Source organism: Klebsiella sp. K5-204, from assembly GCF_030128585.1.
GTDB classification, from domain to species: domain Bacteria; phylum Pseudomonadota; class Gammaproteobacteria; order Enterobacterales; family Enterobacteriaceae; genus Klebsiella; species Klebsiella quasipneumoniae.
On record NZ_JAKUZS010000006.1, the window covers coordinates 281,624 to 307,280 of the forward strand.

Annotated in this window: 19 protein-coding genes and 1 tRNA gene; 10 read left to right on the top strand and 10 right to left on the bottom strand. The window is 58.6% G+C overall.

Annotated features, from left to right (window positions below):
* The first annotated feature begins 8 nt into the window (after positions 1-8).
* On the top strand, positions 9-2,849 hold the full coding sequence (gene rcsC / locus MKR05_RS17435; protein ID WP_135733007.1) for a two-component system sensor histidine kinase RcsC: 2,841 nt from the start codon (positions 9-11) through the stop codon (positions 2,847-2,849).
* Between the two features lie 44 nt (positions 2,850-2,893).
* Here rcsC and rcsB read toward each other — a convergent pair whose 3' ends face one another.
* Together rcsB and rcsD are read right to left on the bottom strand one after the other, a co-directional pair.
* The gene (rcsB, locus tag MKR05_RS17440) at positions 2,894-3,544 is read right to left on the bottom strand and encodes a response regulator transcription factor RcsB (RefSeq protein ID WP_004201684.1); all 651 of its coding nucleotides are present in this window, start codon (positions 3,542-3,544) and stop codon (positions 2,894-2,896) included.
* Between the two features lie 15 nt (positions 3,545-3,559).
* Entirely contained in the window at positions 3,560-6,217 is a 2,658-nt protein-coding gene (gene rcsD, locus MKR05_RS17445; protein ID WP_165457838.1) for a phosphotransferase RcsD, read from the bottom strand.
* 772 nt (positions 6,218-6,989) lie between these two features.
* On the opposite strand from rcsD, the gene ompK36 reads away from it, so the two are divergent.
* The 6 genes from ompK36 (at position 6,990) to mgtE (ending at position 14,332) form a co-directional block, all read left to right on the top strand.
* Positions 6,990-8,081 (top strand): porin OmpK36, encoded by a 1,092-nt coding sequence (ompK36, locus tag MKR05_RS17450; protein WP_044524243.1) that lies wholly within the window; start codon positions 6,990-6,992, stop codon positions 8,079-8,081.
* Between the two features lie 103 nt (positions 8,082-8,184).
* The gene (gene apbE, locus MKR05_RS17455; protein WP_238875205.1) at positions 8,185-9,237 is read left to right on the top strand and encodes an FAD:protein FMN transferase ApbE; all 1,053 of its coding nucleotides are present in this window, start codon (positions 8,185-8,187) and stop codon (positions 9,235-9,237) included.
* A gap of 73 nt (positions 9,238-9,310) precedes the next feature.
* Positions 9,311-10,375, top strand: coding sequence for a bifunctional DNA-binding transcriptional regulator/O6-methylguanine-DNA methyltransferase Ada (gene ada / locus MKR05_RS17460; RefSeq protein ID WP_117129361.1), 1,065 nt, complete (start codon positions 9,311-9,313; stop codon positions 10,373-10,375).
* Positions 10,375-11,028 carry a DNA oxidative demethylase AlkB gene (gene alkB / locus MKR05_RS17465; protein WP_130940576.1) on the top strand — a complete coding sequence of 218 codons (654 nt, stop codon included), beginning with the start codon at positions 10,375-10,377 and terminating at the stop codon, positions 11,026-11,028. The genes ada and alkB overlap by 1 nt, the downstream gene beginning before the upstream one ends.
* 74 nt (positions 11,029-11,102) lie before the next feature.
* On the top strand, positions 11,103-12,746 hold the full coding sequence (locus MKR05_RS17470) for a multidrug ABC transporter permease/ATP-binding protein (protein ID WP_238875203.1): 1,644 nt from the start codon (positions 11,103-11,105) through the stop codon (positions 12,744-12,746).
* 149 nt (positions 12,747-12,895) lie between these two features.
* Complete coding sequence (mgtE, locus tag MKR05_RS17475) at positions 12,896-14,332, top strand: magnesium transporter (RefSeq protein WP_023290477.1); 1,437 nt, start codon at positions 12,896-12,898, stop codon at positions 14,330-14,332.
* Here the strand turns inward: mgtE and MKR05_RS17480 are convergent.
* Positions 14,295-15,533, bottom strand: a complete 1,239-nt coding sequence (locus MKR05_RS17480) for a SulP family inorganic anion transporter (RefSeq protein ID WP_023290476.1) — start codon at positions 15,531-15,533, stop codon at positions 14,295-14,297. The genes mgtE and MKR05_RS17480 overlap by 38 nt on opposite strands.
* A 282-nt stretch (positions 15,534-15,815) precedes the next feature.
* On the opposite strand from MKR05_RS17480, the gene mqo reads away from it, so the two are divergent.
* Complete coding sequence (mqo, locus tag MKR05_RS17485) at positions 15,816-17,450, top strand: malate dehydrogenase (quinone) (RefSeq protein ID WP_032453547.1); 1,635 nt, start codon at positions 15,816-15,818, stop codon at positions 17,448-17,450.
* Positions 17,451-17,505: 55 nt separating this feature from the next.
* Here mqo and eco read toward each other — a convergent pair whose 3' ends face one another.
* The 5 genes from eco to MKR05_RS17510 form a co-directional block, all read right to left on the bottom strand.
* On the bottom strand, positions 17,506-17,997 hold the full coding sequence (eco, locus tag MKR05_RS17490) for a serine protease inhibitor ecotin (RefSeq protein ID WP_023290474.1): 492 nt from the start codon (positions 17,995-17,997) through the stop codon (positions 17,506-17,508).
* Between the two features lie 174 nt (positions 17,998-18,171).
* Positions 18,172-19,281: an AI-2E family transporter gene (locus MKR05_RS17495; protein WP_032453546.1), complete on the bottom strand. Its 1,110-nt coding sequence runs from the start codon at positions 19,279-19,281 to the stop codon at positions 18,172-18,174.
* 187 nt (positions 19,282-19,468) lie between these two features.
* A tRNA-Pro gene (locus tag MKR05_RS17500) sits at positions 19,469-19,545 on the bottom strand.
* A 76-nt stretch (positions 19,546-19,621) separates the two neighbouring features.
* A complete protein-coding gene (yejM, locus tag MKR05_RS17505) occupies positions 19,622-21,382 on the bottom strand; it encodes an LPS biosynthesis-modulating metalloenzyme YejM (protein ID WP_049013176.1) in 1,761 nt (586 codons plus the stop codon).
* Positions 21,383-21,400: 18 nt separating this feature from the next.
* Positions 21,401-21,628: a YejL family protein gene (locus tag MKR05_RS17510; protein WP_004195346.1), complete on the bottom strand. Its 228-nt coding sequence runs from the start codon at positions 21,626-21,628 to the stop codon at positions 21,401-21,403.
* A 186-nt stretch (positions 21,629-21,814) separates the two neighbouring features.
* On the opposite strand from MKR05_RS17510, the gene yejK reads away from it, so the two are divergent.
* The gene (yejK, locus tag MKR05_RS17515) at positions 21,815-22,822 is read left to right on the top strand and encodes a nucleoid-associated protein YejK (RefSeq protein ID WP_004144267.1); all 1,008 of its coding nucleotides are present in this window, start codon (positions 21,815-21,817) and stop codon (positions 22,820-22,822) included.
* A gap of 13 nt (positions 22,823-22,835) precedes the next feature.
* On the opposite strand, the gene MKR05_RS17520 is transcribed toward yejK, so the two are convergent.
* Positions 22,836-23,603: a DeoR/GlpR family DNA-binding transcription regulator gene (locus MKR05_RS17520; RefSeq protein WP_044524236.1), complete on the bottom strand. Its 768-nt coding sequence runs from the start codon at positions 23,601-23,603 to the stop codon at positions 22,836-22,838.
* 81 nt (positions 23,604-23,684) lie between these two features.
* Between MKR05_RS17520 and MKR05_RS17525 the strand changes: the two genes are divergently transcribed.
* Entirely contained in the window at positions 23,685-24,281 is a 597-nt protein-coding gene (locus MKR05_RS17525) for an NUDIX domain-containing protein (RefSeq protein ID WP_032453543.1), read from the top strand.
* Between the two features lie 20 nt (positions 24,282-24,301).
* Here the strand turns inward: MKR05_RS17525 and MKR05_RS17530 are convergent, their stop codons facing one another.
* Positions 24,302-25,588: a serine hydrolase gene (locus MKR05_RS17530; RefSeq protein ID WP_032453542.1), complete on the bottom strand. Its 1,287-nt coding sequence runs from the start codon at positions 25,586-25,588 to the stop codon at positions 24,302-24,304.
* Positions 25,589-25,657: the final 69 nt, after the last annotated feature.

The window sequence follows — 25,657 nt, forward strand, 5'->3', positions numbered from 1 at the left end:
TCGCCACATTGAAATATCTTGCCTCTTTTCACACAACCCTGAAGGTTTCACGTTATCTGTTCAGAGCGCTGGCGGTATTGCTGTGGCTGCTGATTGCGTTTGTCTCTGTATTTTATATCGTCAACGCGCTCCACGAGCGGGAAGCCGAGATCCATCAGGAGCTCAATCTCAACGCCGATCAGGCCCAGCGCTACATTCAGCGTACGGCGGATGTGATTAAAGAGCTGAAGTACGTCGCCGGTAACCGGCTGTCGGCAGGGGATGCGGTAGCGCAAGGGCAAAGCGGCGATATTGCGATCCCCAGCTTTGAACCCCTGTATCCTGACTCCGACTGCAGCGCGATGAGTAGCGCCTGGCGTAATTCGCTCCAATCGCTGGCGTGGTTTATGCGCTACTGGCGGGATAATTTTACCGCCGCCTACGACCTTAACCGTATCTTTCTCATCGGCAGCGATAATCTCTGTATGGCCAACTTTGGCCTGCGTGACGTGCCGATTGAGCGCGATCAGGCGCTGAAAGTCCTGCATCAACGCATTGAGCAATACCGCAATGCGCCGCAAAACGAGCGCGGCAACAACCTGTTCTGGATAAGCCAGGGCATGCGCCCCGGGGTGGGCTATTTTTACGCCCTGACGCCGATCTATATGGCCAATCGCCTGCAGGCGATGCTCGGCGTTGAGCAGACCATCCGCATGGAAAGCTTCTTTACGCCGGGCAGCCTGCCGATGAGCGTGACTATCTTCGACGATAACGGCCAGCCGCTGATCTCCCTGGCCGGCGCGGAAAGCAAAATCCAGAGCGAAGCGAAATGGATGCAGGAGCGAATGTGGTTTGGCTACAGCGCGGGTTTCCGCGAGCTGGTGCTGAAGAAAAGCCTCGCGCCGTCCTCCCTGAGCATCGTCTATTCCGTCTCGGTAGACCAGGTGCTGGAGCGGATCCGTATGCTGATCATCAACGCCATCGTTCTCAATATCCTCAGCGGCGCGATGCTGTTTGCGCTGGCGCGGATGTATGAGCGGCGCATTTTTATCCCTGCGGAAAATGACGCTCAGCGGCTGGAAGAGCATGAGCAGTTCAACCGCAAAATCGTGGCCTCCGCCCCGGTGGGGATCTGTATTCTGCGCACCCTCGACGGGACCAACATTCTCAGTAACGAGCTGGCGCACAACTATCTGAACATGCTGACCCATGAGGACCGCCAGCGGCTGACGCAGATCATCTGCGGCCAGCAGGTCAACTTTGTCGATGTGCTGACCAGCAACCATACCAACCTGCAGATTAGCTTTGTCCACTCACGCTATCGCAACGAAAACGTGGCGATTTGCGTGCTGGTGGACGTTTCCGCCCGCGTGAAGATGGAAGAGTCGCTGCAGGAGATGGCCCAGGCGGCAGAGCAAGCCAGCCAGTCGAAATCGATGTTCCTTGCCACCGTCAGCCATGAGCTGCGTACTCCGCTGTATGGCATCATCGGCAACCTCGATCTGCTGCAGACCAAAGCGTTGCCGAAGGGCGTCGATCGCCTGGTGACGGCGATGAACAACTCCTCAAGCCTGCTGTTGAAAATCATCAGCGATATTCTCGATTTCTCCAAAATCGAGTCCGAGCAGTTGAAGATCGAGCCGCGGGAATTTTCCCCGCGCGAGGTCATGAACCATATCTCCGCCAACTATCTGCCGCTGGTGGTGCGCAAGCAGCTGGGTCTGTACTGCTTTATCGAACCGGACGTTCCGGAACAGATGTCCGGTGACCCGATGCGCCTGCAACAGGTGATCTCCAACCTGCTGAGCAATGCGATCAAGTTCACCGACACCGGCTGCATTATCCTGCACGTCCAGTGCGCGGGGGATTATCTGCAGATTAGCGTCCGCGACACCGGGGAGGGGATCCCGGCGAAAGAGGTATTGCGCCTCTTCGACCCCTTCTTCCAGGTGGGGACCGGCGTGCAGCGCAACTTCCAGGGCACCGGCCTTGGCCTGGCGATTTGTGAAAAACTGATCAGCATGATGGATGGCGATATCGCCGTGGAAACGGAGCCGGGAATGGGCAGCCGCTTTACCATCCGCATCCCGCTGTATGGCGTGCAGAACACGCCGCAGATGACGGCGAACGGTTTCGCTGGCAAGACCTGCTGGCTGGCCATCCACAACACCTCGCTGGCGATGTTCGTCACCTCGCTGCTCAGCTATCACGGCCTCACGGTACGTCGTCATGCCGGAGAAACCCCGGACGCCGAGGATGTCTTACTCACTGACGATGAAGCGCTGAGCGGCTGGCAGGGAAGGGCGATGGTCATCTTCTGCCGTCGTCATATCGGTATTCCGCAGGAACGGGCCGCCGGCGAGTGGCTGCATAGCGTGACGACGCCGCATGAACTGCTGCCGCTGTTGGGGCGTATTTTCCACGTCGTGCTGGCCAGTGCGGACAACAGCCGGGCGCTGATGGCGCCGGAGGCGCAGGCCGGCAATAACGACGACATGATGATCCTCGTGGTTGACGATCATCCGATCAACCGGCGCCTGCTGGCGGATCAGCTGGGATCGCTCGGCTACCAGTGCGTGACCGCGAACGACGGGGTCGACGCGCTCAACGTCCTCAGCAAGCAGCACATCGATATCGTGCTCAGCGACGTCAACATGCCTAATATGGATGGTTATCGCCTGACGCAGCGCATTCGTCAGCTTGGCCTGACGCTGCCGGTGATTGGCGTCACGGCCAATGCCCTGGCGGAAGAGAAGCAGCGCTGTCTGGAATCGGGGATGGACAGCTGTCTGTCCAAGCCGGTGACGCTTGACGTGCTGAAGCAAACGCTGACGGTATATGCGGCGCGGGTACGTAAAGGGCGGGAATAACGGGGAACTCCGTCTCGCCGGGGCGAGACGGAGAGAGCGTAGGGTTACTCTTTGTCCGTCGAGCTCAGCGAGACGGAGGAGAGGTAGTTCAGCAGGGCGATGTCGTTTTCGACGCCCAGTTTCATCATCGCCGACTTTTTCTGGCTACTGATGGTTTTGATGCTGCGGTTAAGCTTTTTGGCGATCTCGGTCACCAGGAAGCCTTCGGCGAACAGACGCAGCACTTCGCTCTCTTTCGGCGACAGGCGTTTATCGCCATAGCCGCTGGCGCTGATTTTTTCCAGCAGACGAGAGACGCTTTCCGGGGTGAATTTCTTCCCTTTCTGCAGCGCGGCCAGCGCTTTTGGCAGATCGGTCGGCGCCCCCTGCTTGAGGACGATCCCTTCGATATCCAGATCCAGCACCGCGCTGAGGATCGCCGGGTTGTTGTTCATGGTCAGAACAATGATCGACAGATCCGGGAAGTGGCGCTTGATGTATTTAATCAGCGTGATCCCGTCGCCGTATTTATCACCGGGCATGGACAGATCGGTGATCAGCACATGGGCGTCCAGCTTCGGAAGATTGTTGATAAGGGCCGTGGAGTCTTCAAACTCGCCAACGACGTTCACCCACTCAATTTGCTCAAGTGACTTACGAATACCGAACAGTACGATCGGATGGTCATCGGCAATAATTACGTTCATAGTGTTCATGTATAAGGCTACCTTCTACAGCAAGCTCTTGACGTAAGCGTCAATGTCGCTGATATATTTTTCTATGCCTTGCGCATCCTTTTCGCGAATCAGATGCTCAAGCGTTTCACATAACTGCTTGCCGGGTATCAGATTAAGCATAGCAAATGCCCCTTTGAGGCGGTGGGCGGTTTGTGCCAGAGCAGCAAAATCGCCCGCTTCGATTTCAGTATACAATCTCTGAACATCATCCGGTACCGTATCGGCAAACAGTGCGTAATAGCCGCTGGCATGGAGTTCGGCGTTACTCTCGTTTCCTGAGGTGGCGGGCTGAACCGCCTCCTCCGCCAGCTGCTGCTCAATAAGCTGCAGGATAGCCTCCTGCATCGCCGTGCTAATATTAAAGTTGACCCGCAGTTGGCCCGGGCCGATTTTGCGTATCCCAACCTCATCATCGCTTAAAAGCAAGCCCGAAGCAGTAAGATTAGACGGATTATCCGTTAAATACAGATCGAACGCTTGACTTGTCGCCCGATCGTCCGGCGTGATGCAGGACGCCCCCCAGCTCTCCAGCTGGCGGGTGACAATTCGCCGCACTTCGCTGGAGGTCACATCCAGCAGGACGATAACGTCATCCAGCAGATGTTCTCCCGCCTCTGGCGCCTCTTCGCTGGCCGGCATTTTCAGATGCAGGCTATAGCGAGTCCCCAGCGACTCCCGCGCTTTGATGGTCAACTGCCCGCCCAGCTTGCGCGTCATGCGGTCACATAACCAGAAGGTGAGGGCGTTCGCTTTGCCGTACAGATCGCTCTGGGTCTCATTGAGATACGGGAAGTGCATATTGTCGATCTCGTTCGCCGAGACCCCGTTGCCGGTATCGAGAATGCGGAAGGTCAGGCGATCGCTGGCCGACTCTTCCTGGCAGACGTCGAGGGTGATCTTGCCGATCGGCGTGGTGGTGACGGAATACTGGATCAGCAGCACCAGCGTGCGCCGCAGCGCTTCACGGTCGCCATAGCGTTGTTCGCCGGCAGGCAGCGCGTTGTTGATAAGCAACTGCAGCCCCTTGCGCTTCATCGCCGGCAGCACCTCCGGTACGACGTCGTCGATCAGCTCCTGCACCGAGAACAGCGACTGGCTGGTTTTCCAGGCATCGCTTTCCAGCAGGTTAGCCAGCTGAATGTCATCGATCAGTGTGACCAGCTCATCGGCATGCTGCGCCAGCGTGCGGTTCTCCGCGCCGTCGAGCGCCGCTGCCTCGGCCGCCAGGTTCAGGGCGGGCTGCTTCAGGGCGCTGCCGATATGCTGCATAAAGGCCGCCCGGCCCTGCTGGTTTTTCTCATACAAGCGCTGGGCCTGTTTGAGCTTTTTATTGACCAGCACTTCGCGGTCCTGGTCTCGGATGATCAGGATCTGCGTGCGCGGCGCTACCTGGCTGCGATACTGGCGGATCTCATACTGTTCGTTGTTGACGGTGGCCTGGATCACCCCCTGATGCTGATCCGCCATGTTGGTGATGTTCTGCAGGTTCAGGTGCGGAAGCAGATGGTCGGCAATCGGGTTGCTGATCACCGTTCGGTTGGCTTCCTGATCGTGGACGAGCAGACCCAGCGGCAGCAAAGACACAATTTCTTCATTAATGGCGCGCAGTAAACGCAGTTCGCTATTGGCGGCGGAGGGGAGCCCGGCGCCCGAGGCGCTGCTGCGTCCTTTATAATGCCGAAAGGCGGTGAAACCGAACAGGGCCAGCGCCAGCAGGCCAATGTTAAGCAGGAGCGGCAGAAGAATGTTCTGCAGGGACTCCAGCAGCATGGTGCTCATCGGGACCGTCCACAGCACCTGCATACCGGTGGTGCTGATGTCGGTGGCGATGTCAATCTGCATGCCGTTGAAGGTGATCCCGATATGATCGCTAGCCTCTTTCTCGGGGCTGGCGGCAACATTTTGCGAGGGATCAGGCTCGATACGGAAGCTGTCCAGCGCCATGCCCGGCGGGATCAGATCGTTAATCGGCAGGTCGAAGGCGACCACTGTCGCCAGGTGTCCTGGCTGATTGAAGGTAGTACGTAACGTAAAGTAGTGCGCGTTCTGCCAGGCAAGATGGCGCAGCGGCGAGAAGGTCTCGCGCTCATCAAGGGTATTGGCCTGCAGCAGCATTTCCGCGCGCCGGGATTCCACCACGCTGCTGATGGTTGACTCTTTAAAGCTTGAGGAGAGGTCCTTCAACGGCAGGGTGGAGATGAGAATCAGGCTATTATCCAGACCATTGAGATAGTACATCGACCACGGAATGGTCTCCGCGCCCCACAAAATATCCAGATAATCGGACATTTTCTGCGTCATCTCGAGGGTCGAGCTGTCGTGGGAGCCAAAGATCAGGGCTTCGGTTTTACGTCGGGGCTTCTCCAGATAGTACACGTCCTGCTTTAAACGCGTCTCCTGCAGGCCGCCGCTGGCGGTGTTGGAAGAGGTGGCGGCGATATTGTCGTAGATTTGCCAGGTGGCATAGCGCCAGGTATCAATACGCTGGTGCAGGGCATGAGAGACATCAACCACCTGATAGCTCTTCTCTTTCAGCCAGGCATTGACGGCGCTTTGAATCATCACCCCCATCGTCGCCAGCAGGACAATAACCATCAAAATGAAGAAGCGGCTGATGTTGCCGGGGATCAGAGAGAATTTTTTCGGGGTCATCTTGTGGCTGAACGACTCATCATTGTTTGTAAACAGGATGTAGCGCCAGAGTAACTGGCAACAAAGCAGATGCTGCAGGCAGTATAAAGGCTAATGGCGTAAATCCATACTACAGATTGGCGCCAGCGGCGCGATACCGCCCAGGAATTATCTTAGAAACGAAGCGTAAATGAAACCGCGTCCGCAAGGCTGACAGCTGACGATATTGGCAGAAACAAAAGCGAAGAATCGCACGAAATAACAAGACATTGGCGGAATAAGCACGAAAGGCGGCCTAATTGATTGATTAATAGTCGTTAGGGAATCATTGGCTATAGCACAGATAAATTAAAGTTGTGTAAAGAAGGGTAAAAAAAACCGGATGCGAGGCATCCGGTTGAAATAGGGGTAAACAGACATTCAGAACTGAATGACGGTAATAAATAAAGTTAATGATGATAGCGACTCTTATTTTAGTCACCAATGATCATTTTGTTTTACCATTCAGTGCTATAGGCTTGGTTTTGTATATCGTATTGATTTTGAATGGCTAAATAATTTTTTTGATTATTAGTGCGTATTTCCCTGGCCATTTTGGGGTGAAAAAAAGTTCCGCTGCATTTACAAATTGAAACATCTTGTGGGAACTTTGAAACATCTTAGAAGTTTTAGTATCATATTCTTGTTGGATTATTCTGCATTTTGCAGCACAATGAAATAGCCGACTGATTAGAAGGGTAATCAGTAAGCAGTGGCATAATAAAAGGCATATAACAAACAGAGGGTTAATAACATGAAAGTTAAAGTACTGTCCCTCCTGGTACCGGCTCTGCTGGTAGCAGGCGCAGCAAATGCGGCTGAAATTTATAACAAAGACGGCAACAAATTAGACCTGTACGGTAAAATTGACGGTCTGCACTACTTCTCTGACGACAAGAGCGTCGACGGCGACCAGACCTACATGCGTGTAGGCGTAAAAGGCGAAACTCAGATCAACGACCAGCTGACCGGTTACGGCCAGTGGGAATACAACGTTCAGGCGAACAACACTGAAAGCTCCAGCGATCAGGCATGGACTCGTCTGGCATTCGCCGGTCTGAAATTTGGCGACGCGGGCTCTTTCGACTACGGTCGTAACTACGGCGTAGTATACGACGTAACGTCCTGGACCGACGTTCTGCCGGAATTCGGCGGCGACACCTACGGTTCTGACAACTTCCTGCAGTCCCGTGCTAACGGCGTTGCAACCTACCGTAACTCTGACTTCTTCGGTCTGGTTGACGGCCTGAACTTTGCTCTGCAGTACCAGGGTAAAAACGGCAGCGTCAGCGGCGAAGGCGCGACCAACAACGGTCGTGGCGCTCAGAAACAGAACGGTGACGGCTTCGGTACCTCTGTAACTTATGACATCTTTGATGGCATCAGCGCTGGTTTCGCGTACTCTCACTCTAAACGTACCGACGATCAGAACAACCTGGTTCTGGGTAACGGCGACAACGCTGAAACCTACACCGGCGGTCTGAAATACGACGCGAACAACATCTACCTGGCCACTCAGTACACCCAGACCTACAACGCGACCCGCGCTGGTTCTCTGGGCTTTGCTAACAAAGCGCAGAACTTCGAAGTGGTTGCTCAGTACCAGTTCGACTTCGGTCTGCGTCCGTCCGTCGCTTACCTGCAGTCTAAAGGTAAGGATCTGGAAGGCTACGGCGACCAGGACATCCTGAAATATGTTGACGTGGGCGCGACCTACTACTTCAACAAAAACATGTCCACCTATGTTGACTACAAAATCAACCTGCTGGACGACAACAGCTTCACCCGCAACGCCGGTGTTTCTACCGACGACGTGGTTGCCCTGGGCCTGGTTTACCAGTTCTAAGTTGCAAGCTGCATAACAAAAAGGCGCCTCTGGCGCCTTTTTTTATGTCTGGTTTAACCTCGCTGGTATACTCTTGTCGCCCTGGTAAGAGGAGTCTCGATTAATGGATATGACTTTCTTTCGCGCCGCGCTGTTGGGCGCCTGCGTACTGTTCTCTGGCTGCGATTCAGCCACCACTCCCGCGAAACCCGCCTCAACGGCCACCGTACTGGATGGTAAAACGATGGGCACCTTCTGGCGGGTCAGCGTTATCGGCGTGGATGAGGCAAAGGCCCAGGCGCTGCGCGCCAAGGTTCAGGCCCAGCTGGACGCCGACGATCGCCTGCTGTCGACCTGGAAAAACGACTCGGCGCTGATGCGTTTCAACCACGCGGCGGATACCCGGCCCTGGCCGGTGAGCGAAGCGATGGCGGACATCGTGACCCTGTCGCTGCGGATTGGCGCCAAAACGGACGGCGCGATGGACATCACCGTGGGGCCGCTGGTCAATCTGTGGGGCTTTGGCCCGGATAAACAGCCGGTCGCCACCCCGGATGCGCAGGCGATCGCCGCGGCGAAAGCGCGCACCGGCCTGCAGCATCTGCAGGTTATCAATCAGAGCGGCAGGCAGTTCCTGCAAAAAGATATTCCCGATCTGTTTGTCGACCTCTCCACCGTGGGGGAAGGCTATGCCGCCGACCACCTTGCGCGCTTGATGGAGCAGGAGGGGATCTCCCGCTATCTGGTGTCGGTGGGCGGGGCGCTGGTCAGCCGCGGGATGAATGGCGAAGGCAAGCCCTGGCGGGTGGCGATCCAGAAACCGACCGACCGGGAAAACGCCGTTCAGGCGATTGTCGACATCAATGGCCACGGCATCAGCACCTCCGGCAGCTATCGCAACTACTATGAACTCGACGGGAAACGTATCTCTCACGTCATCGATCCGCAGACCGGGAAGCCGATAACCCATAAGCTGGTCTCTGTGACCGTTATTGCGCCAACGGCGCTGGAGGCGGACGGCTGGGATACCGGGCTGATGGTGCTGGGGCCGGAAAAAGCGCAGCAGGTGGTGCGCGAGCAGGGGCTGGCGGTCTACATGATCGTCAAAGAGGGGGAGGGCTTTAAAACCTGGATGTCGCCGCAGTTCCGTACCTTCCTCGTCGGCGAAAAAAATTAAAAAGCAAGATTGCGGGTTTTTTGCGGCGGGCTTTACCGCAGACTGAGGATACACTTACAGCAGGAGACCCGTGATGAAACCGATAGTTGCCGATACCGACGATCGCCGCTGGCAGGCGGTCTGCGAGCGTGATACCCGGGCCGATGGTCAGTTCGTCTTTGCGGTACTGACCACCGGCATCTGCTGCCGGCCCTCCTGCCGCTCGCGGCGCGCGCGGCGGGAAAACGTGCGCTTTTTTGCCGACGTCGCTGCTGCCGTGGCGGCGGGATTCCGCCCCTGCAAACGCTGCCAGCCGGATAAAGACTACCCGCAGCAGCAAAGGATCGATAAAGTGGCGCAGGCCTGTCGCTTGCTGGAGCAGGAGGCGCCCCTGACCCTCGAGGCGCTGGCGCGCGAGCTGGCGGTCAGCCCGTTTCATTTCCACCGTTTATTCAAATCCGTGACCGGTATGACCCCCAAAGCCTGGCAGCAGGCGTGGCGCGCGCGACGCCTGCGGGAGGCGCTGGAGCAGGGGAAACCGGTGACCCGCGCCGCGCTGGCGGCCGGCTTCCCCGACAGCAGCAGCTATTATCGCCAGGCCGATGCCGCCTTAGGGATGACCGCCAGCCAGTTTCGCCGCGGCGGCGCCGCCGCCGTGGTGACCTGGACGACGGGCGACTGCGCGCTGGGCCGCTGCCTGGTGGCGCAAAGCGAACGCGGCGTCTGCGCCGTGCTGCCGGGTGATAACGATGCTGCATTGCTCGACGATCTGCGCCAGCGCTTTCCCCGCGCCGAGCTGCGCCAGGGCGACCCTGAGTTTCGTCGTCAGATGGCGGAGATTTTCGCCCACCTCGACGACAGCCGGCGGCCGGTGTCGCTGCCGCTGGATCTGCAGGGCACCGCGTTCCAGCTGCAGGTCTGGCAGGCGCTGCGGCAGATCCCGGCGGGTGAGACCCGCAGCTACCGCCAGGTGGCGGAGCATATTGGCCAGCCGCGGGCGGTAAGAGCCGTGGCCGGCGCCTGCGCGGCGAATTCGCTGGCGGTGATCGTTCCCTGCCATCGGGTGGTGCGTGAGAATGGCGCGCTGTCCGGTTATCGCTGGGGAACCGCGCGAAAAGCGCAGCTGCTGGCGCGCGAGGCGCAACGAGAGGAGGAGTAATGCTCGATCTGTTTAGCGATACCCCGCCGTGGCAGGAGTCGCTGGCCCCCGGCGCGGTGGTCCTTCGGCGCTTTGCCCGCGAGCACGCTCCGGGGCTGCTGCAGGCGATTGCCGACGTCGCCCGTCAGTCGCCGTTTCGCCAGATGGTCACGCCGGGCGGGTACACCATGTCGGTGGCGATGACCAACTGCGGCCGGCTGGGCTGGACCACCGATCGCCACGGCTACCTCTACGCCCCCGTCGACCCGGTAACTCATCACACCTGGCCGCCGATGCCGGCCGTATTCCGTGAACTGGCGCTGGCGGCAGCCGCGGCCGGCGGCTACCCGGGCTTTTCCCCCGACGCCTGTCTGATTAACCGCTACCAGCCCGGCGCAAAGCTGTCGTTGCATCAGGATAAAGATGAACAGGATCTGCGGGCGCCGATCGTCTCGGTCTCGCTGGGGGTGCCGGCCATCTTTCAGTTTGGCGGGTTGCAGCGCAGCGATCCGCTGCAGCGGCTGCTGCTGGAGCATGGCGATGTGGTGGTCTGGGGCGGGGAGTCGCGCCTGTTTTATCATGGCGTTCAGCCGCTGAAAGCGGGCCATCATCCCGAGACCGGAGACTGTCGATATAACCTCACCTTTCGGCAGGCGGGCCGTCCCGGCGATTAAAATAAGAATTATTCTTGATGTCACCGGCGAGCCGTTTAAACTGCTGGCTGTTTTGCTTTTCCGGATAGCCTGTTATGGAACTTCTTTCTCTCGTCTGGCGCCAGTATCGCTGGCCGTTTCTGGGCGTTATTGCCCTCAGCCTGCTCAGCGCCGCGCTGGGTATCGGCTTAATCGCCTTTATTAACCTGCGCCTGATCGCCACTGTCGATACCTCGCTGCGGGTGCTGCCGGAATTTCTTGGCCTGCTGGGGCTGTTGATGGCGGTGACCCTGGGCTCGCAGCTGGCGTTGACCACCCTCGGCCACCATTTTGTTTATCGCCTGCGCGGCGAGTTTGTGAAACGCATCCTCGATACCCAGATTGAACAGGTGGAGAAGATCGGCAGCGCGTCGCTGCTTGCCGGGCTGACCAGCGATATCCGCAATATTACCATCGCCTTTGTACGCCTCCCTGAGCTGGTGCAGGGGATCATTCTCACCTTCGGCTCCGCCGCTTATCTGGCCTGGCTGTCAGAAAAAATGATGCTGGTGACGGCCCTGTGGATGGCGCTCACCATTTGGGGCGGTTTTGTGCTGGTATCGCGGGTCTACAGACATATGGCCAGCCTGCGCGAAACGGAAGATAAGCTCTATCACGACTACCAGACGGTGCTGGAAGGGCGCAAAGAGCTGACCCTCAACCGCGAGCGCGCGGAGTATGTGTTTAATCAGCTCTACCTCCCGGACGCCCGTGAGTACCGGCACCACATCGTTCGCGCCGATACCTTCCATCTCAGCGCGGTCAACTGGTCGAATATTATGATGCTTGGCGCCATCGGGCTGGTGTTCTGGATGGCCAACAGCCTCGGCTGGGCCGATACCGCCGTGGCGGCGACCTACTCCCTGACGCTGCTGTTTTTGCGCACGCCGCTGCTCTCCGCCGTCGGCGCGCTGCCCACGCTGCTGAGCGCCCAGGTGGCGTTCAACAAGCTGCGCCAGTTCTCCCTCGCCCCTTACCGGGCCGATTTCCCCCGGCCGCAGCCGCAGGCTGACTGGCAGACGCTGGAGCTGCGCGATGTCACTTTCCATTATCCGGACCATCGCTTTGCGGTAGGGCCGCTTAATCTGACGCTAAACCGCGGCGAGCTGGTGTTTCTGATCGGCGGCAACGGCAGCGGCAAGTCAACCCTGGCGATGCTCCTGACCGGCCTGTATCAGCCGGTTTCCGGTCATATTCTGCTGGACGGCCAGCCGCTGGCGGCGGATAAACCGGAGGCGTACCGCAAACTGTTCTCCGCCGTGTTTACCGACGTCTGGCTGTTCGACCGTCTGCTCGGGCCGCAGGGCGAGGAGGCCGATCCGGCGCTGGTGGCAACGTGGCTGGAGCGTCTGCAAATGGCCCACAAGCTGCAGCTGGAAAACGGTAAGATCGGCGACCTGCGGCTGTCGAAAGGGCAGAAGAAGCGCGTGGCGCTCCTGCTGGCGCTGGCCGAGTCCCGGGATATCATTCTGCTGGATGAATGGGCGGCGGATCAGGATCCGCATTTCCGCCGCGAGTTCTATCAGGTCCTGCTGCCGTTGATGAAGCAGATGGGGAAAACCGTGTTCGCCATCAGCCATGACGATCACTACTTCCAGCACGCCGATCGCCTGCTGGAGATGCGTGCCGGGCAGCTGTCAGAGCTCACTGGCGAAGAGCGGGCGCAGGCCTCCCGCGATGCGGTGGCCCGCACGGCCTGATTCACGCTGCGCGCCCGGGGAAAGCCCGGGCGCCGCTGAAATTTTCAGCGTCTACATTGCTGACGGTTATTATTTCCCCCTCCTCGCGCTATGCTTAAGGCTTCCGGCCCGCAGGCCGGCTCACTATTCTCAAAAGGATTGCCCGACCGATGTCCGTTTTGCATAAAAAAAGCGCCCGCTTGCGTGACGAAGAGCGCGCCCGTCTGATTTGGCTGTTGAGCACCGATAAAGCGGTGACCTCTGCGCTGCTGGGCAAACTGACGCTGGCAGAACGTTACGATGAAGGTACGCTCGCCGATGACCTGGCCGAAGTGGAAATCCTGGTCTCGCATCTGCCGCCGCCGGATCTCGCCGATGCGCTGGAAGCGCTCCCCTATGACGCCCGCACCGCGCTGTGGTGCCAGGTGCCCGACGATAAACGCGGCGAAGTGCTGCTGGAAGCCTCAGAAAACGTCTGGGGCGACCTCATCGATAAGATGAGCGACCACGAGCTGCTGCAGGCGATGCAGCCGCTGGATATCGATGAACAGGTTTACCTGCTGCAGCATCTGCCGCGCAACCTGACCGGACGGTTGCTGGCGACCCTGCCGGCCGAGAAGCGCGCCCGTATTCGCCAGATCATGCGCTACGCCGACAACAGCGTCGGGTCGATCATGGAGTTTGAGGTCATTACGGTGCGGCCGGAGGCCACCCTGGCGGCGGTCCAGCGCTATTTGCGGCGTCTCGGTAAAATGCCGGAGAACACCGACAAACTGTTTGTCACCACCCGCAATAAGCTGCTGCTCGGCGAGCTGGAGCTGCAGACCATTCTGCTTAACGATGCGCAGAAGCGGGTGGGGGAGGTGATGGAGGGCGATCCGGTCACCTTTCAGCCGCACGAAGAGGCGGAGAAGGTGGCGCGCACCTTCGAACGTGATGACTTGCTCAGCGCCGCCGTTATCGATGCCGATGGTAAGCTGATCGGCCGTCTGACCATCGATGAGATCGTCGATGTGGTCTATGAAGAGACCGACAACGATCTGCGGCGGATGGGCGGTCTGAGCGATGAAGAAGATGTCTTCGCCCCGGTCAGCAAGGCGGTAAAAACGCGCTGGGCGTGGCTGGCGGTCAACCTGTGTACGGCGTTTATCGCTTCCAGGGTCATCGACGGCTTCGAACACACCATTTCTCAGCTGGTGGCGCTGGCCTCGCTGATGCCGATCGTCGCCGGGATCGGCGGCAATACCGGCAACCAGACGATCACCATGATCGTCCGGGCGATGGCGCTGCAGCAGATCCAGCCCGGCAGCTTTACCTTCCTGATCCTGCGTGAAATGGGCGTTGCGCTGATTAATGGCCTGGTGTGGGGCGGGATCATGGGGGGCATCACCTGGTGGCTGTATGACGATCCGCAGCTTGGCGGAGTGATGACGCTGGCCATGATGCTCAACCTGCTGATGGCGGCGATGATGGGCGTCATCATCCCGATGGTCATGGTGAAGCTGGGGCGCGACCCGGCGGTCGGCTCCAGCGTGATGATCACCGCTATCACCGACACCGGCGGCTTCTTTATTTTTCTGGGGCTGGCGACGCTGTTTCTGATGTAGCCTGCGCTTTTGCCCGCAGGCGGCGGGGGATGATCGCCATCGCGACGATCCCCGCCAGCACGCCAATCGCCAGATTGCTGGTTCCCACCGTCGCGGCGACGGTCACCAGCATCACCAGCGTTTCCGGCCACGGATTGCGCGCCAGCTCGCCCGGGCGAATGCTGTGCCAGCTAAAGGTCTTCACCGCCACGATCACCATCACCCCGGCCAGGACCGCCATCGGGATCTTCGCCATCACCTGGCTGAGCGCTGTCACCAGCAGGAGCAGCACCAGGCCGGCGATCGCCGTAGAGAGACGGCTGCGGGCTTTGCCCATTTCCACGTTAACGATGGTCTGGCCGATCATCGCGCAGCCCGCGATACCGCCATAACAGCCGGCGAGGATGTTGGCGATACCCAGCCCGGCGCTCTCCCGCGATTTATTCGACGGCGTATGGGTCAGGTCATCCACCAGCTTAGCCGTCAGCAAAGACTCCATCAGGCCGACAAAGGCGATGCTGAGGGCGCACGGCCAGATAATCTGCAGCGTGGCAAGATTGAGGGGAACGGTCAGGGCGGTGAATCCCGGCAGGCCGCCGCTCATCGAGCCTTCATCGCCGACGGTCGGCAGCAGCTGGCCGGTGGTGACGGTATAGAGAGTGAGCGCGACGATGGCGATCAGCGGCGCCGGGATAGCCTTAATAAAGCGCGGCGCCCACAGGACGATAAGCAGCGTGAGGACAAACAGGCCGACGATGAGCGGCTGACGGCTCCAGAAGTGCGGCACCTGGGCAAAGAAAATCAGGATCCCGAGGGCGTTGACGAACCCGGTCATCACCGCCGGGGGGATAAAGCGCATCAGGCGCGCCATGCCGCACAGACCAAACAAAATTTGAATAATACCCGCCAGAATGACGGCTGGCAGAATGTAACCCACGCCGTGCTGATGCACCATCGGGCCAATGACCAGCGCTACTGAGCCCGCGGCGGCGGTGACCATCGCCGGGCGTCCGCCGAGTAGCGACATCGCCAGACAGAGCACCACGGAAGCAATCAGGCTCACCTGCGGGTCAACGCCGGCGATGACAGAAAACGAAATCACTTCCGGGATTAACGCCAGGGCGGTGAGCACGCCGGCCAGGGCTTCGCGCGTCAGCAGCGACGGAGAACGGAGGATGGTGCGCAGGTTGCCGGAAGCGGCGGAGTCAGAAACTGGAGGCATAAAAAAAAGTTCGCAGCTTATAAAAAAAGGAGGAGCGGTGTCAGACCCTACTTCCGTGCGGTCTGTCACAAAACCAGGGATGATAGCGCGGAATCTACCAGCGCACCAGTACAAAAAGTGATTTGCTGTATACATTTATTAAACATTTTTATAACGGATCTCAAAACAGAACTTAAAATTTAAACAATATTTAAATTTTTGAGCTTCGGTGGTAACGTGAGGGGTGAGAATCGTATCACCTGCGCTAAATAAAAACAGCGAGTAAAGTAAGGCTCAAATCCGATGAATAAAAAGATGGCCGTACCACGCTCACAGGCGGTTGGTCCCAACAGCACTCGGACCAACACCCGCCATGAGCAAGAGACGGATGTATTGTTGATTGGCGGCGGCATTATGAGCGCCACACTGGGAACCTGGCTGCAGGAGCTTGAGCCAGACTGGTCTATTACCATGGTTGAGCAGATGTCCAGCGTGGCGGAAGAGAGCTCAAACGGGTGGAACAATGCGGGGACCGGCCACGCGGCGCTGATGGAGCTGAACTACACGCCGCAGACCGCCAACGGCATCAATATCGACAAAGCGGTCGACATCAACGAAGCCTTCCACATCTCGCGTCAGTTCTGGGCGCATCAGGTGACGCGCGGCGTCCTGAACAAACCAAAATCATTCATTAACAGCGTGCCGCACATGAGCTTTGTGTGGGGCGAAGATAACGTCAACTTCCTGCGCGCGCGCTATGCGGCGCTGCAGCAGAGTGAACTGTTCCGCGGCATTCGTTACTCTGAAGACCATCAGCAGATCAAAGCCTGGGCGCCGCTGGTGATGGAAGGTCGCGACCCGCTGCAAAAAGTGGCCGCCACCCGTACGGAAGTGGGAACCGACGTCAACTATGGCGAAATCACCCGCCAGCTGATCGCCAGCCTGCAAAAGCATGATAATTTCTCCCTCCAGTTGGGCACCGTGGTACGTCGCTTCAAGCGCAACGCCGACAAGAGCTGGACGGTCACCCTCGCGGATGCCGACAACCGTCGTCAGAAGCGGGTTATCAAAGCCAAATTTATCTTTATCGGCGCCGGCGGCGCGGCGCTGACCCTGCTGCAGGAAACCGGCATTCCACAGGCCAAAGAGTATGCGGGCTTCCCGGTCGGCGGCCAGTTCCTGGTCTGCGAAAATCCGGAGGTGGTAAACCACCATCTGGCGAAGGTATACGGCCAGGCCGAAGTGGGCGCGCCGCCGATGTCGGTGCCGCACATCGATACCCGTATTATCGACGGTAAACGCGTGGTGCTGTTCGGGCCGTTTGCGACCTTCTCGACCCGCTTCCTGAAGAACGGTTCGCTGTGGGATCTGCTGGCCTCGACCAATACCTCGAATATCCTGCCGATGCTCAACGTCGGCCTGGACAACTTCGATCTGGTGAAATATCTGATTAGCCAGGTGATGCAGAAAGATAAAGATCGTCTGGCCGCGCTGTGCGAATACTATCCGGAAGCGCGGAAAGAGGACTGGCGGTTGTGGCAGGCCGGTCAGCGCGTGCAGATCATCAAGCGCGATGCGAAGAAGGGCGGGGTACTCCGCCTGGGCACCGAAGTGGTCAGCGATGACGAAGGCACCGTCGCGGCGCTGCTCGGCGCATCGCCAGGCGCCTCCACCGCGGCGCCTATCATGCTGCAGCTGATGGAAAAAGTGTTTAAGGACAAAGTTAATTCGCCGGAATGGCAGGCCAGGCTGAAGGCGATCATCCCGACCTACGGTATTCGCCTTGATGGCAACCCGGCGGAGATTGAGAAAGCGCTGGCGTGGACCAGTGAAGTGCTGGAGCTGAAATATGAGCCAGCCGCCGCGATGGATGAAGCCCCGCAGGCGGAGCTGAAGCCGCTGAGCGGCGGCAAGCCGATAGCGGATATCGCGCTCTGACAAAAACGGCAGCCTGCGGGCTGCCGTTTTTTTATTGCCGTTTTAATGGCGCGCCTTAGCGGACCTCGGCGTTACCGATAGTCTCCTCCGCGCGCCAGATGCGATATTTCACATCGACATTGGTCGGCGTGTAGACGACGATCGGCAGCTTGCTGTTGTAGCGCAGCATGGCGTCATCGCCGAGGCCGGCAGTCACAAATTTCTTCGTTTTCTTGCCGTCCGGGCAGGCCATCATGGTGGATACCGGGCCGCTCAGCTTATCAAAAACATAGTAGTCATAACCCCAGCCTTCCAGGGTTTTGCTTTCCAGCTCCCCGCCAAGACGATGGTGGTTGCAGTCAACTTCCAGCGTCTGGCCGATCATCAGCTCAACCTTCAGCGCCGATTCATCCTGCTGCTGCGGCAGCTGAATAACCTGACGCTTCATGCCTTTTTCCGCTTTCGGGAACGGCGCGACTTTTTCCAGCGGCTGGTCTGCGGCCAGGGCGCCGGCGGACATGCAGGCGGCGGTCAGCAGAGAAACGGCTAGCGTAGTGATTTTTTTCACGGTTGATCATCCTTTATTTTCGTTCCTGACAGAGATAGCCTATCATCACTTTACTAAATGTTAAGATTTATTTACCAATTTTTGCAAAATGAGTAGTGTTATCTACTGGTAAGACGTCGGCCGCGCAGAGCGCAACAGGGACGCTGGCAGGCCGCCAGAGGCCTGCCGGTGAAATTATTCATTACGGCTATTTTTCGCTTCCTCAATAAATTCTTCATCGATTTCATCAGTGTTGCCAGCGTGTTCCCGCCCCGACAGCAAATTCCAGCAGGCGATAAACAAGGCGGCGATCAGCGGGCCGATAACAAAGCCGTTAATACCGTAGATCTCCATGCCGCCCAGCGTGGCGATAAGGATCAGGTAGTCCGGCATTTTGGTATCCTTGCCCACCAGCAGCGGACGCAGAATGTTGTCCACCAGGCCAATCACAATGACAAAGAAGCCGACGATAAAGGCGCCCTGCCACAGCTGCCCGGTGGCGAAGAGGTAAATCGCCGCCGGCACCCAGATAATGGCCGAGCCTACCGCCGGGATAAGCGACAGGAACGCCATCAGCGCACCCCAGAGAATGCTGCCGTCCAGACCGGCGATCCAGAAGGCAAAGCCGCCCAGCGCCCCCTGCGCCAGCGCCACGGCGACGGTGCCTTTTACCGTGGCGCGAGCCACCGCGGCGAACTTAGCGAACAGGTGCTGCTTCACGTAGCTGGATAACGGCAGAGATTCGAGGATCAACAGCACCAGGTGAGGGCCATCCTTCAGCAGGAAGAACAGCAGGTAGAGCATAATGCCGAAGCTGACGGTGAAGCCAAAGGTGCCTTTACCAATTAGAAACGCGCTGCCGGCCAGATACTGGCCGCCTTTCAGGGCGACATCGGAGAGCTGCTGCTGGATCTGCTGCGCGCTATCCAGGTTATGTTCGGCGAGGAAGCTTCTGGCCCAGCCGGGGAGGTGGGCGATCAGGCTGGCGACCACCGTCGGAAACTGGGTATCGTTATGCTGCAGTTTGCTGTACACCACGTTCAGCTCGTAGGCCAGTGACGACAGGATAATCGCCAGCGGCGTGAACACGATAAGGCAGATAATGACGATGGTCATCAGCGCCGCAAGGCCGTTACGTTCGCCGAGGCGGGTGCGCATCTTGTTTTTGACCGGATTGAAAATCACCGCGAGGATGGCGGCCCAGAGGATGGCGGAATAATAGGGTGAGAGAACATCAAAAAAGGCCAGGGTTACAATGAAGACGATAAGGATGAAAAATCCTTTGGTAAGTCCATTAACTCTCATGTCATCCGCTCCTGCTTATGAGTCATACGGTCGAATAATAGATGCTACGACGTAATTTACCATCAGGATAGTCGTACTCTATACGCTGTGGCGCGGAAAGGGCACAAATTCAACGAGCTGAGGGGAACAGGCGTAAAAGAGGGGCATAAAAAAACCAGCCTTAAAAGGCTGGTTTCTCAGGGATTTTTGGTCGGCACGAGAGGATTTGAACCTCCGACCCCCGACACCCCATGACGGTGCGCTACCAGGCTGCGCTACGTGCCGACGCGTGGGGAACAATATTACCCGTTCCCCAGGCGAATGCAAGCGGGTCGCGCGCGATTGATTCATAATTAATCAATCAGTTAGCGATAAAGCGTTTTTCGTCGGTCAGGACCTGCAGCAACAGGCTGAGCTGCGGTTTCTGATCTTTGATTTTCTCACCGTCGCGGCTCCAGGTGGTATAGGTGCCGTTATGGTTGAGGACCACGGTGATAGCCGGGGTGGTAATGGCCAGCGTATCGCCGTTGGCCGCGGTGACCCAGTTCCGACGCCGCGCGGCGCTGAACAGATCTTCCCCCTGCGAATACTCATTGGCCGGCGTCGACACGTGAAGCAGGCGCTGCATCAGCGTGGTCATCACATCTTTGTTATCGGTCAGGGTGGCAATTTCCTGGGCCGGCGTGCCCGGCCAGTGAATAACCAGCGGCACCTGCAGCTGCTCGCGCGACCAGTCGAACGGGTCGTGTTTGACGTTAAGCGGCTTGCCGTGGCCGCCGGTGATAATGACCACCGTATTATCGAGCTTGCCGGCTTCGCGCAGCGCGGTCAGCACCCGATCGATCTGGGCATCAACGTCGCCTGCCGCCTTGCTATAACGGCGGACAAAGCCCTGCTGCTGCGTATCGTCGAGGGTGGTGCCATTGAGCGAGACCCACGAGAACCAGCGATTCTCATCCTGCGCGTAACGGTCCAGCCAGCCGATCCACTGATTGGCGGTCTGCTCGTCGCTCTGGGTCTTCGCGCTCGGCAGCGAGAAGTCGGAGAGCAGCGCCTGGCGATACAGCGGGCTGCTAAACCCATCGGAAGAGAACAGGCCCAGCTGGTAGCCCTGCTGGTTGAGAGCGGTGATCAGCGCCGCGGGAATACGCGCCGAGAGGACACCGTCCATATAGCCTGGCGAAATGCCGTAGAACAGGCCAAACAGGCCGCTGTCGGCGGTATTGCCCGAGCTCATATGCTGGGTAAAATTCACGTTTTCTTTGGCAAACGCCGCCAGCGCCGGCATCGTTTTTTCAAACCGCGAGTAGTTCAGGTTGTCGACGGTGATCAGTAGCACGTTATAGCCCGCGCCGAGGTCGCGGTAGCGCAGGTTACTGAGCGGATACTGGACCGATACCGCCTCCGGCGCCCCTTGCTCCACCAGGCGACGCTGATAATCCTGGGCGTCGAGCAGGCCATGTTTCTCAAGGAAACGACGGGCGGTCATCGGATAAGAAAGCGGTAGATTCGCTCGCTGCATGGTGATCGGGCGATAAAAATTGGCATCCGCCCAGATATAGACCAGGTGGCTGCTGATGAACGACAAAAAGAAGAACCAGGCGACCGGGCGGGCATAATGGCGGCGACGCGTCAGGCTGCGCAGCTTTTGCCAGCTCCAGGTGGCGAAGAGCATTTCAATCAAAAAGATGACCGGGACGCTGATAAACATCAGCTGCCAGTCGCGCGCCATCTCATTCTGGTCAGGGTTGATGACCAGCTCCCAGACCACCGGGTTTAAATGAAGATGAAAGCGGGTAAAGACCTCGCTGTCTATCAGCAGCAGCGTCATCCCGGCGGTGGCAAGGATCACCGACAGGAAGCGCATCAGGCGCTGCGAGACCACGATAAAGGTCAACGGAAAGAGGATCAGCACATAGCTGGTAAACACCAGGAAGCTGAAGTGCCCGACGAGACTGACGTACGAAAAGAGTCGTCCGGCAAGCGTCGTCGGCCAGTCGGCGACAAAAAGGTAGCGGCTGCCGAGCACCATGGCCAACAACATGTTGAACAGGGCGAACCAGTGCCCCCAGCTAACCATCTGGGAGACTTTTTCTCGGTAGGGCTGACGTAGAGTCACCATATACTGTTGCTGTTATCCTTAATGCGCTGGATCGTCGTTAATCGAAGATTGCAAAGCCTGCGCGAAAGAACGGGCGATGGCCTGACGCTGCGCCGGCGCGACGCTACTGTTGATCAGGTTGGTCACCATATTGCCTAACACCATCAGTGAAAGGTCAACCGGGGCTTTGTGTGATTCCAGGACGTTCGTCAGCTCGCTGAGCAACTGTTCGACCTGTTGATCGCTATAGCGGGAAATTTGCGGCATAAACTCAAAATCTGTTTGTTCGTGAAAGGGCAACATATTACCGTAGCAGCAGCTTTTTTTCCGCATTTTTTCGCCGCGGCGCAAAAGCGCACCGATCGTCAGTCATGACGTCGAAATGTGTGGTGCCAGTTGCGTCGGCAACCCGGCGGTGGTTGAATACCGCCCGGTCTAAAAGGAGAGTTTAACATGAGTCTGGATATCGACCAGATTGCCCTGCATCAGTTAATCAAACGTGATGAACAAAATCTGGAGCTGGTGCTGCGCGAGTCACTGCTGGAGCCGAACGCGACGGTCGTCGAGATGATGGCTGAACTGCACCGGGTTTATAGCGCCAAAAGCAAAGCCTATGGCTTGTTCAATGAAGAGAGCGAACTGGCGCAGGCGCTGCGCCTGCAGCGTCAGGGGGAAGAGGAGTTTCTGGCGTTCAGCCGCGCGGCGACCGGCCGCCTGCGCGATGAGCTGGCGAAATACCCGTTCGCCGAAGGGGGCATTGTCCTCTTCTGTCAGTATCGTTACCTGGCGGTCGAGTATCTGCTGGTGGCGGTGCTCAATAACCTCAGCAGCATGCGCGTCAACGAAGAGCTGGATATCCGCTCGACCCATTATCTGGATATTAACCATGCCGATATCGTCGCGCGCATCGATCTGACCGAGTGGGAAACCAACCCGGAGTCGACCCGCTACCTGACCTTCCTGAAAGGGCGGGTGGGGCGCAAAGTGGCCGATTTCTTCATGGATTTCCTCGGCGCCAGCGAAGGTCTCAACGCCAAAGCGCAGAACCGCGGCCTGCTGCAGGCGGTGGATGACTTTGCCGCCGACGCGCAGCTTGATAAATCCGAGCGACAGAATGTGCGTCAGCAGGTCTATGCTTACTGCAATGAACAGCTGCAGGCCGGGGAAGAGATTGAGCTGGAGTCGCTGTCCAAAGAGCTCGCCGGCGTCAGCGAAAAGAGCTTCCAGGAGTTCACCGCCGAGCAGGGCTACGAGCTGGAAGAGAGCTTCCCGGCGGATCGCAGCACCTTACGTCAGCTGACCAAGTTTGCCGGCAGCGGCGGCGGTTTGACCATTAACTTCGACGCGATGCTGCTGGGCGAACGCGTATTCTGGGATCCCGCCACCGATACCCTGACCATTAAGGGCACCCCGCCGAACCTGCGCGACCAGCTGCAGCGCCGGACGTCCGGCGGCAACTAAGCGCCACGCCCCGTCAGCGCGACCGCTGAACGGGGACGATCTCCACGCCGCTCTGCACCAGCCGCTGGCGCAGCGCGGCGTCGGGCTCCCCATCGACGATAAGCGTACTGGCGAGGTTCAGCTCGCCGATGGCAAAGGCCGACGCGGCGTTGAGCTTTTCCCGGGAGGCCATCACCACGGTTTCCGCGGCCCTGGCCGCCAGCGCGCGCTTGATGCCTGCCTCTTCATAATCACCGGTGGTAAAACCCGCTCGCGGGTGGACGCCGGTCACCCCCATAAAGAACACATCGGCGTTGATCCGCGCCATTGCTTCCAGCGTTTCAGGGCCGACGGCGACAACCGAATGCTTAAACACTTTGCCGCCGAGCAGGATCACCTCGATTCGCGGGTGATCGACCAGCGCCACGGCGATGCCGGGGCTGTGAGTGACCACCGTGCAGCTGAGGTCGGCGGGTAATAAGCCGATCATCGCCGCGGTGGTGGTGCCGCCATCGACAATCACCACCTGTCCAGGCTGGATCAGGGCGGCGGCAGCGCGCGCTACCGCCTGTTTGGAGGCGATTTGCACGCTTTTGCGTGTTTCAATAGGGGCGATGGCGGCAGAGACGGGCAGCGCCCCGCCGTGGACCCGCTGCAGTTTTCCTTCCGCCGCCAGCTCGCGCAGATCGCGGCGAATGGAGTCCTCAGAGACGTTAAACCGTTGGCTCAGCTCCCCGGACATCACCTGTTTTTCCTCCGCAAGGATCTGCAGGATTTGCTGTTTTCGTTGACTGGCGAGCATGATTTTTCCTTCACGAGTGATCTTGTTTATGCACGATTATGCATGTTATGGTGCCTGCTGTCATCTGAAAGGGGATATAACATGCAAACTCACGCACCGCACGTCCGACACGTTCGCGAGACGCTGCTCTCTGATAACTGGTACACGCTGAAAAAATATACCTTTGAACTGCAGCGCCGGGACGGACGCTGGCAGGAGCAGAGCCGCGAGGCCTACGATCGCGGCAACGGCGCGGTCATTTTACTCTACAACCGGGAAAAGCGGACGGTGGTCCTGACCCGTCAGTTCCGTTTTCCGGTGTTTACTCACGGTCACGACGGATATCTCATTGAAGCGGCGGCCGGGCTGTTGGATAACGCCTCGCCGGAGGCGCGGATCGTTGCCGAAGCGGAAGAGGAGACCGGCTTTCGGGTGACGCGCATCGAGCCCCTCTTCACCGTCTTTATGAGCCCCGGATCTGTCACCGAAAAACTCTACTTTTTTATCGCCGAATATCAGGCCGATGACCGGCAGGGAGACGGCGGCGGGCTGGCGGCGGAAGGTGAGGACATTGAAGTGCTGGAGTGGCCGCTGGCGCGGGCGCTGCAGGCCATTCGCGATGGCGAGATCATGGATGCCAAAACCATTATCCTGCTGCAGCACCTGGCGCTGAATGCCGACACGCTCCTCGCCGGCTGAGCGGCAAGGAGGAGGGAGGGTTAACGCAGCTCGCGGGCAATGGCGCTGTACATCAGCGCCGCTTCCAGCGGCTGGGCGTTAAAGGAGGGTTCCGCCTGCGGCCAGGTCGACCACTGGACGATCACCAGGTGTTCCGCGCGGTTCACCATGATCACCTGGCCGTAGATCCCCAGCGCCCACAGCGAGTCTTTCAGCCCTTCCTGCGGCGTCGGCTGGACGTTTTGCGCATTCGCCGGAATGGCGTTATTCCACCACTGATAGCCGTAGATACCTTGCGGATGCGCCGCCGAGACCGAGTTCAGCGCAGTGGTCCAGCTTGCGGCCTGATCGAACCAGCCCGCCGGCACCAGCTGTTTGCCGTTGCTTAACCGACCATCGCGGGCGACGAATTCGCCGAAGCGGCCCCAGTCTTCAAGGGTGGCGTTAAAGCCGTGGGCGCCGACATCGTGCTTCCCTTGCTGATAAGCATGCCATACGCCGTCGTGGGCCATCCCGGCGGGCCGCCACAGCGACTGCTCAAGCCAGGCGGCCAGCGACATGCCGGTGGCGCGCTCCAGGATATCGCCCAGCAGCCAGGCGCCGCCGGAAGAGTAGGACCACTGCTCGCCCGCCGGATGTTTGCGCGCCAGGCCGGTGACGATCTTGCGCACGCAGGCATAGGCCCCGGGCTGCGCCTCGCACTGGGTCAGGCGGGCGAAATGCGACTGCGGGTCGGTGTAGTCTTCATTCCATTCCACACCGCTGGTGTGCTGCATCAACTGCTTCAGCGTCACGCCGTCCCAGGCGGTGCCTTTCAGTTCGGGTTCATAAACGGTAATCAGATCATCAAGGGAGTGGATCTTACCCTGCTGAATGGCGATGCCCACCAGCGTCGAGACCACCGATTTTCCCACCGAGCGTGAGGTCCACAGGGTGGTATCGGTGTTGCCGTCGCCAAGATATTTCCAGGCGACTTTGCCGTCTTTCAGCACCAGCATACCGCTGACGTTCTCGCGCTTCAGGTAATCCTGCAGGGTCCAGGTGTGGCCGTTGAGGGTATAGCGGGCATCGGTCAATTGTTTTTCAGCGCGTTCCAGCGGCGCCGAGGCGCCGTGGCGGAAAACATCGCCGGCATAGTTGCGATAGTCATTTCGAAAGCCAATCACGCGTGAAGTCTGATCCCAGCTGAGCATATCTTTGGCGGCGGGTAGCGTTTGGTCGTAAGGCGTTGGGCAGACATCCAGCGTCAGGTCGCCGCAGCGTTGTGCCATTGCCGCGGCCGGCAGCGCCGCCAGGAATAACGCCAGGGCCAGTGGTTTTCTTATCATCATCCTTTCCTCGTTTGCCATAGATTCGCATCGCAGTATATAAATCGGCGCGCGGCGGCTAAAATCAGC

Excerpts from the sequence above, each read along its gene's own strand:
- MKR05_RS17480 (WP_023290476.1), bottom strand. The coding sequence starts at position 15,533 with ATGCCTCCAGTTTCTGACTCCGCCGCTTCCGGCAACCTGCGCACCATC.
- MKR05_RS17525 (WP_032453543.1), top strand. The coding sequence starts at position 23,685 with ATGCAAACTCACGCACCGCACGTCCGACACGTTCGCGAGACGCTGCTC.
- MKR05_RS17530 (WP_032453542.1), bottom strand. The coding sequence starts at position 25,588 with ATGATAAGAAAACCACTGGCCCTGGCGTTATTCCTGGCGGCGCTGCCG.
- alkB (WP_130940576.1), top strand. The coding sequence starts at position 10,375 with ATGCTCGATCTGTTTAGCGATACCCCGCCGTGGCAGGAGTCGCTGGCC.
- apbE (WP_238875205.1), top strand. The coding sequence starts at position 8,185 with ATGGATATGACTTTCTTTCGCGCCGCGCTGTTGGGCGCCTGCGTACTG.
- mqo (WP_032453547.1), top strand. The coding sequence starts at position 15,816 with ATGAATAAAAAGATGGCCGTACCACGCTCACAGGCGGTTGGTCCCAAC.
- ompK36 (WP_044524243.1), top strand. The coding sequence starts at position 6,990 with ATGAAAGTTAAAGTACTGTCCCTCCTGGTACCGGCTCTGCTGGTAGCA.
- MKR05_RS17520 (WP_044524236.1), bottom strand. The coding sequence starts at position 23,603 with ATGCTCGCCAGTCAACGAAAACAGCAAATCCTGCAGATCCTTGCGGAG.
- mgtE (WP_023290477.1), top strand. The coding sequence starts at position 12,896 with ATGTCCGTTTTGCATAAAAAAAGCGCCCGCTTGCGTGACGAAGAGCGC.
- MKR05_RS17495 (WP_032453546.1), bottom strand. The coding sequence starts at position 19,281 with ATGAGAGTTAATGGACTTACCAAAGGATTTTTCATCCTTATCGTCTTC.
- ada (WP_117129361.1), top strand. The coding sequence starts at position 9,311 with ATGAAACCGATAGTTGCCGATACCGACGATCGCCGCTGGCAGGCGGTC.
- rcsD (WP_165457838.1), bottom strand. The coding sequence starts at position 6,217 with ATGACCCCGAAAAAATTCTCTCTGATCCCCGGCAACATCAGCCGCTTC.
- MKR05_RS17510 (WP_004195346.1), bottom strand. The coding sequence starts at position 21,628 with ATGCCGCAAATTTCCCGCTATAGCGATCAACAGGTCGAACAGTTGCTC.
- MKR05_RS17470 (WP_238875203.1), top strand. The coding sequence starts at position 11,103 with ATGGAACTTCTTTCTCTCGTCTGGCGCCAGTATCGCTGGCCGTTTCTG.
- yejM (WP_049013176.1), bottom strand. The coding sequence starts at position 21,382 with ATGGTGACTCTACGTCAGCCCTACCGAGAAAAAGTCTCCCAGATGGTT.
- rcsB (WP_004201684.1), bottom strand. The coding sequence starts at position 3,544 with ATGAACACTATGAACGTAATTATTGCCGATGACCATCCGATCGTACTG.
- yejK (WP_004144267.1), top strand. The coding sequence starts at position 21,815 with ATGAGTCTGGATATCGACCAGATTGCCCTGCATCAGTTAATCAAACGT.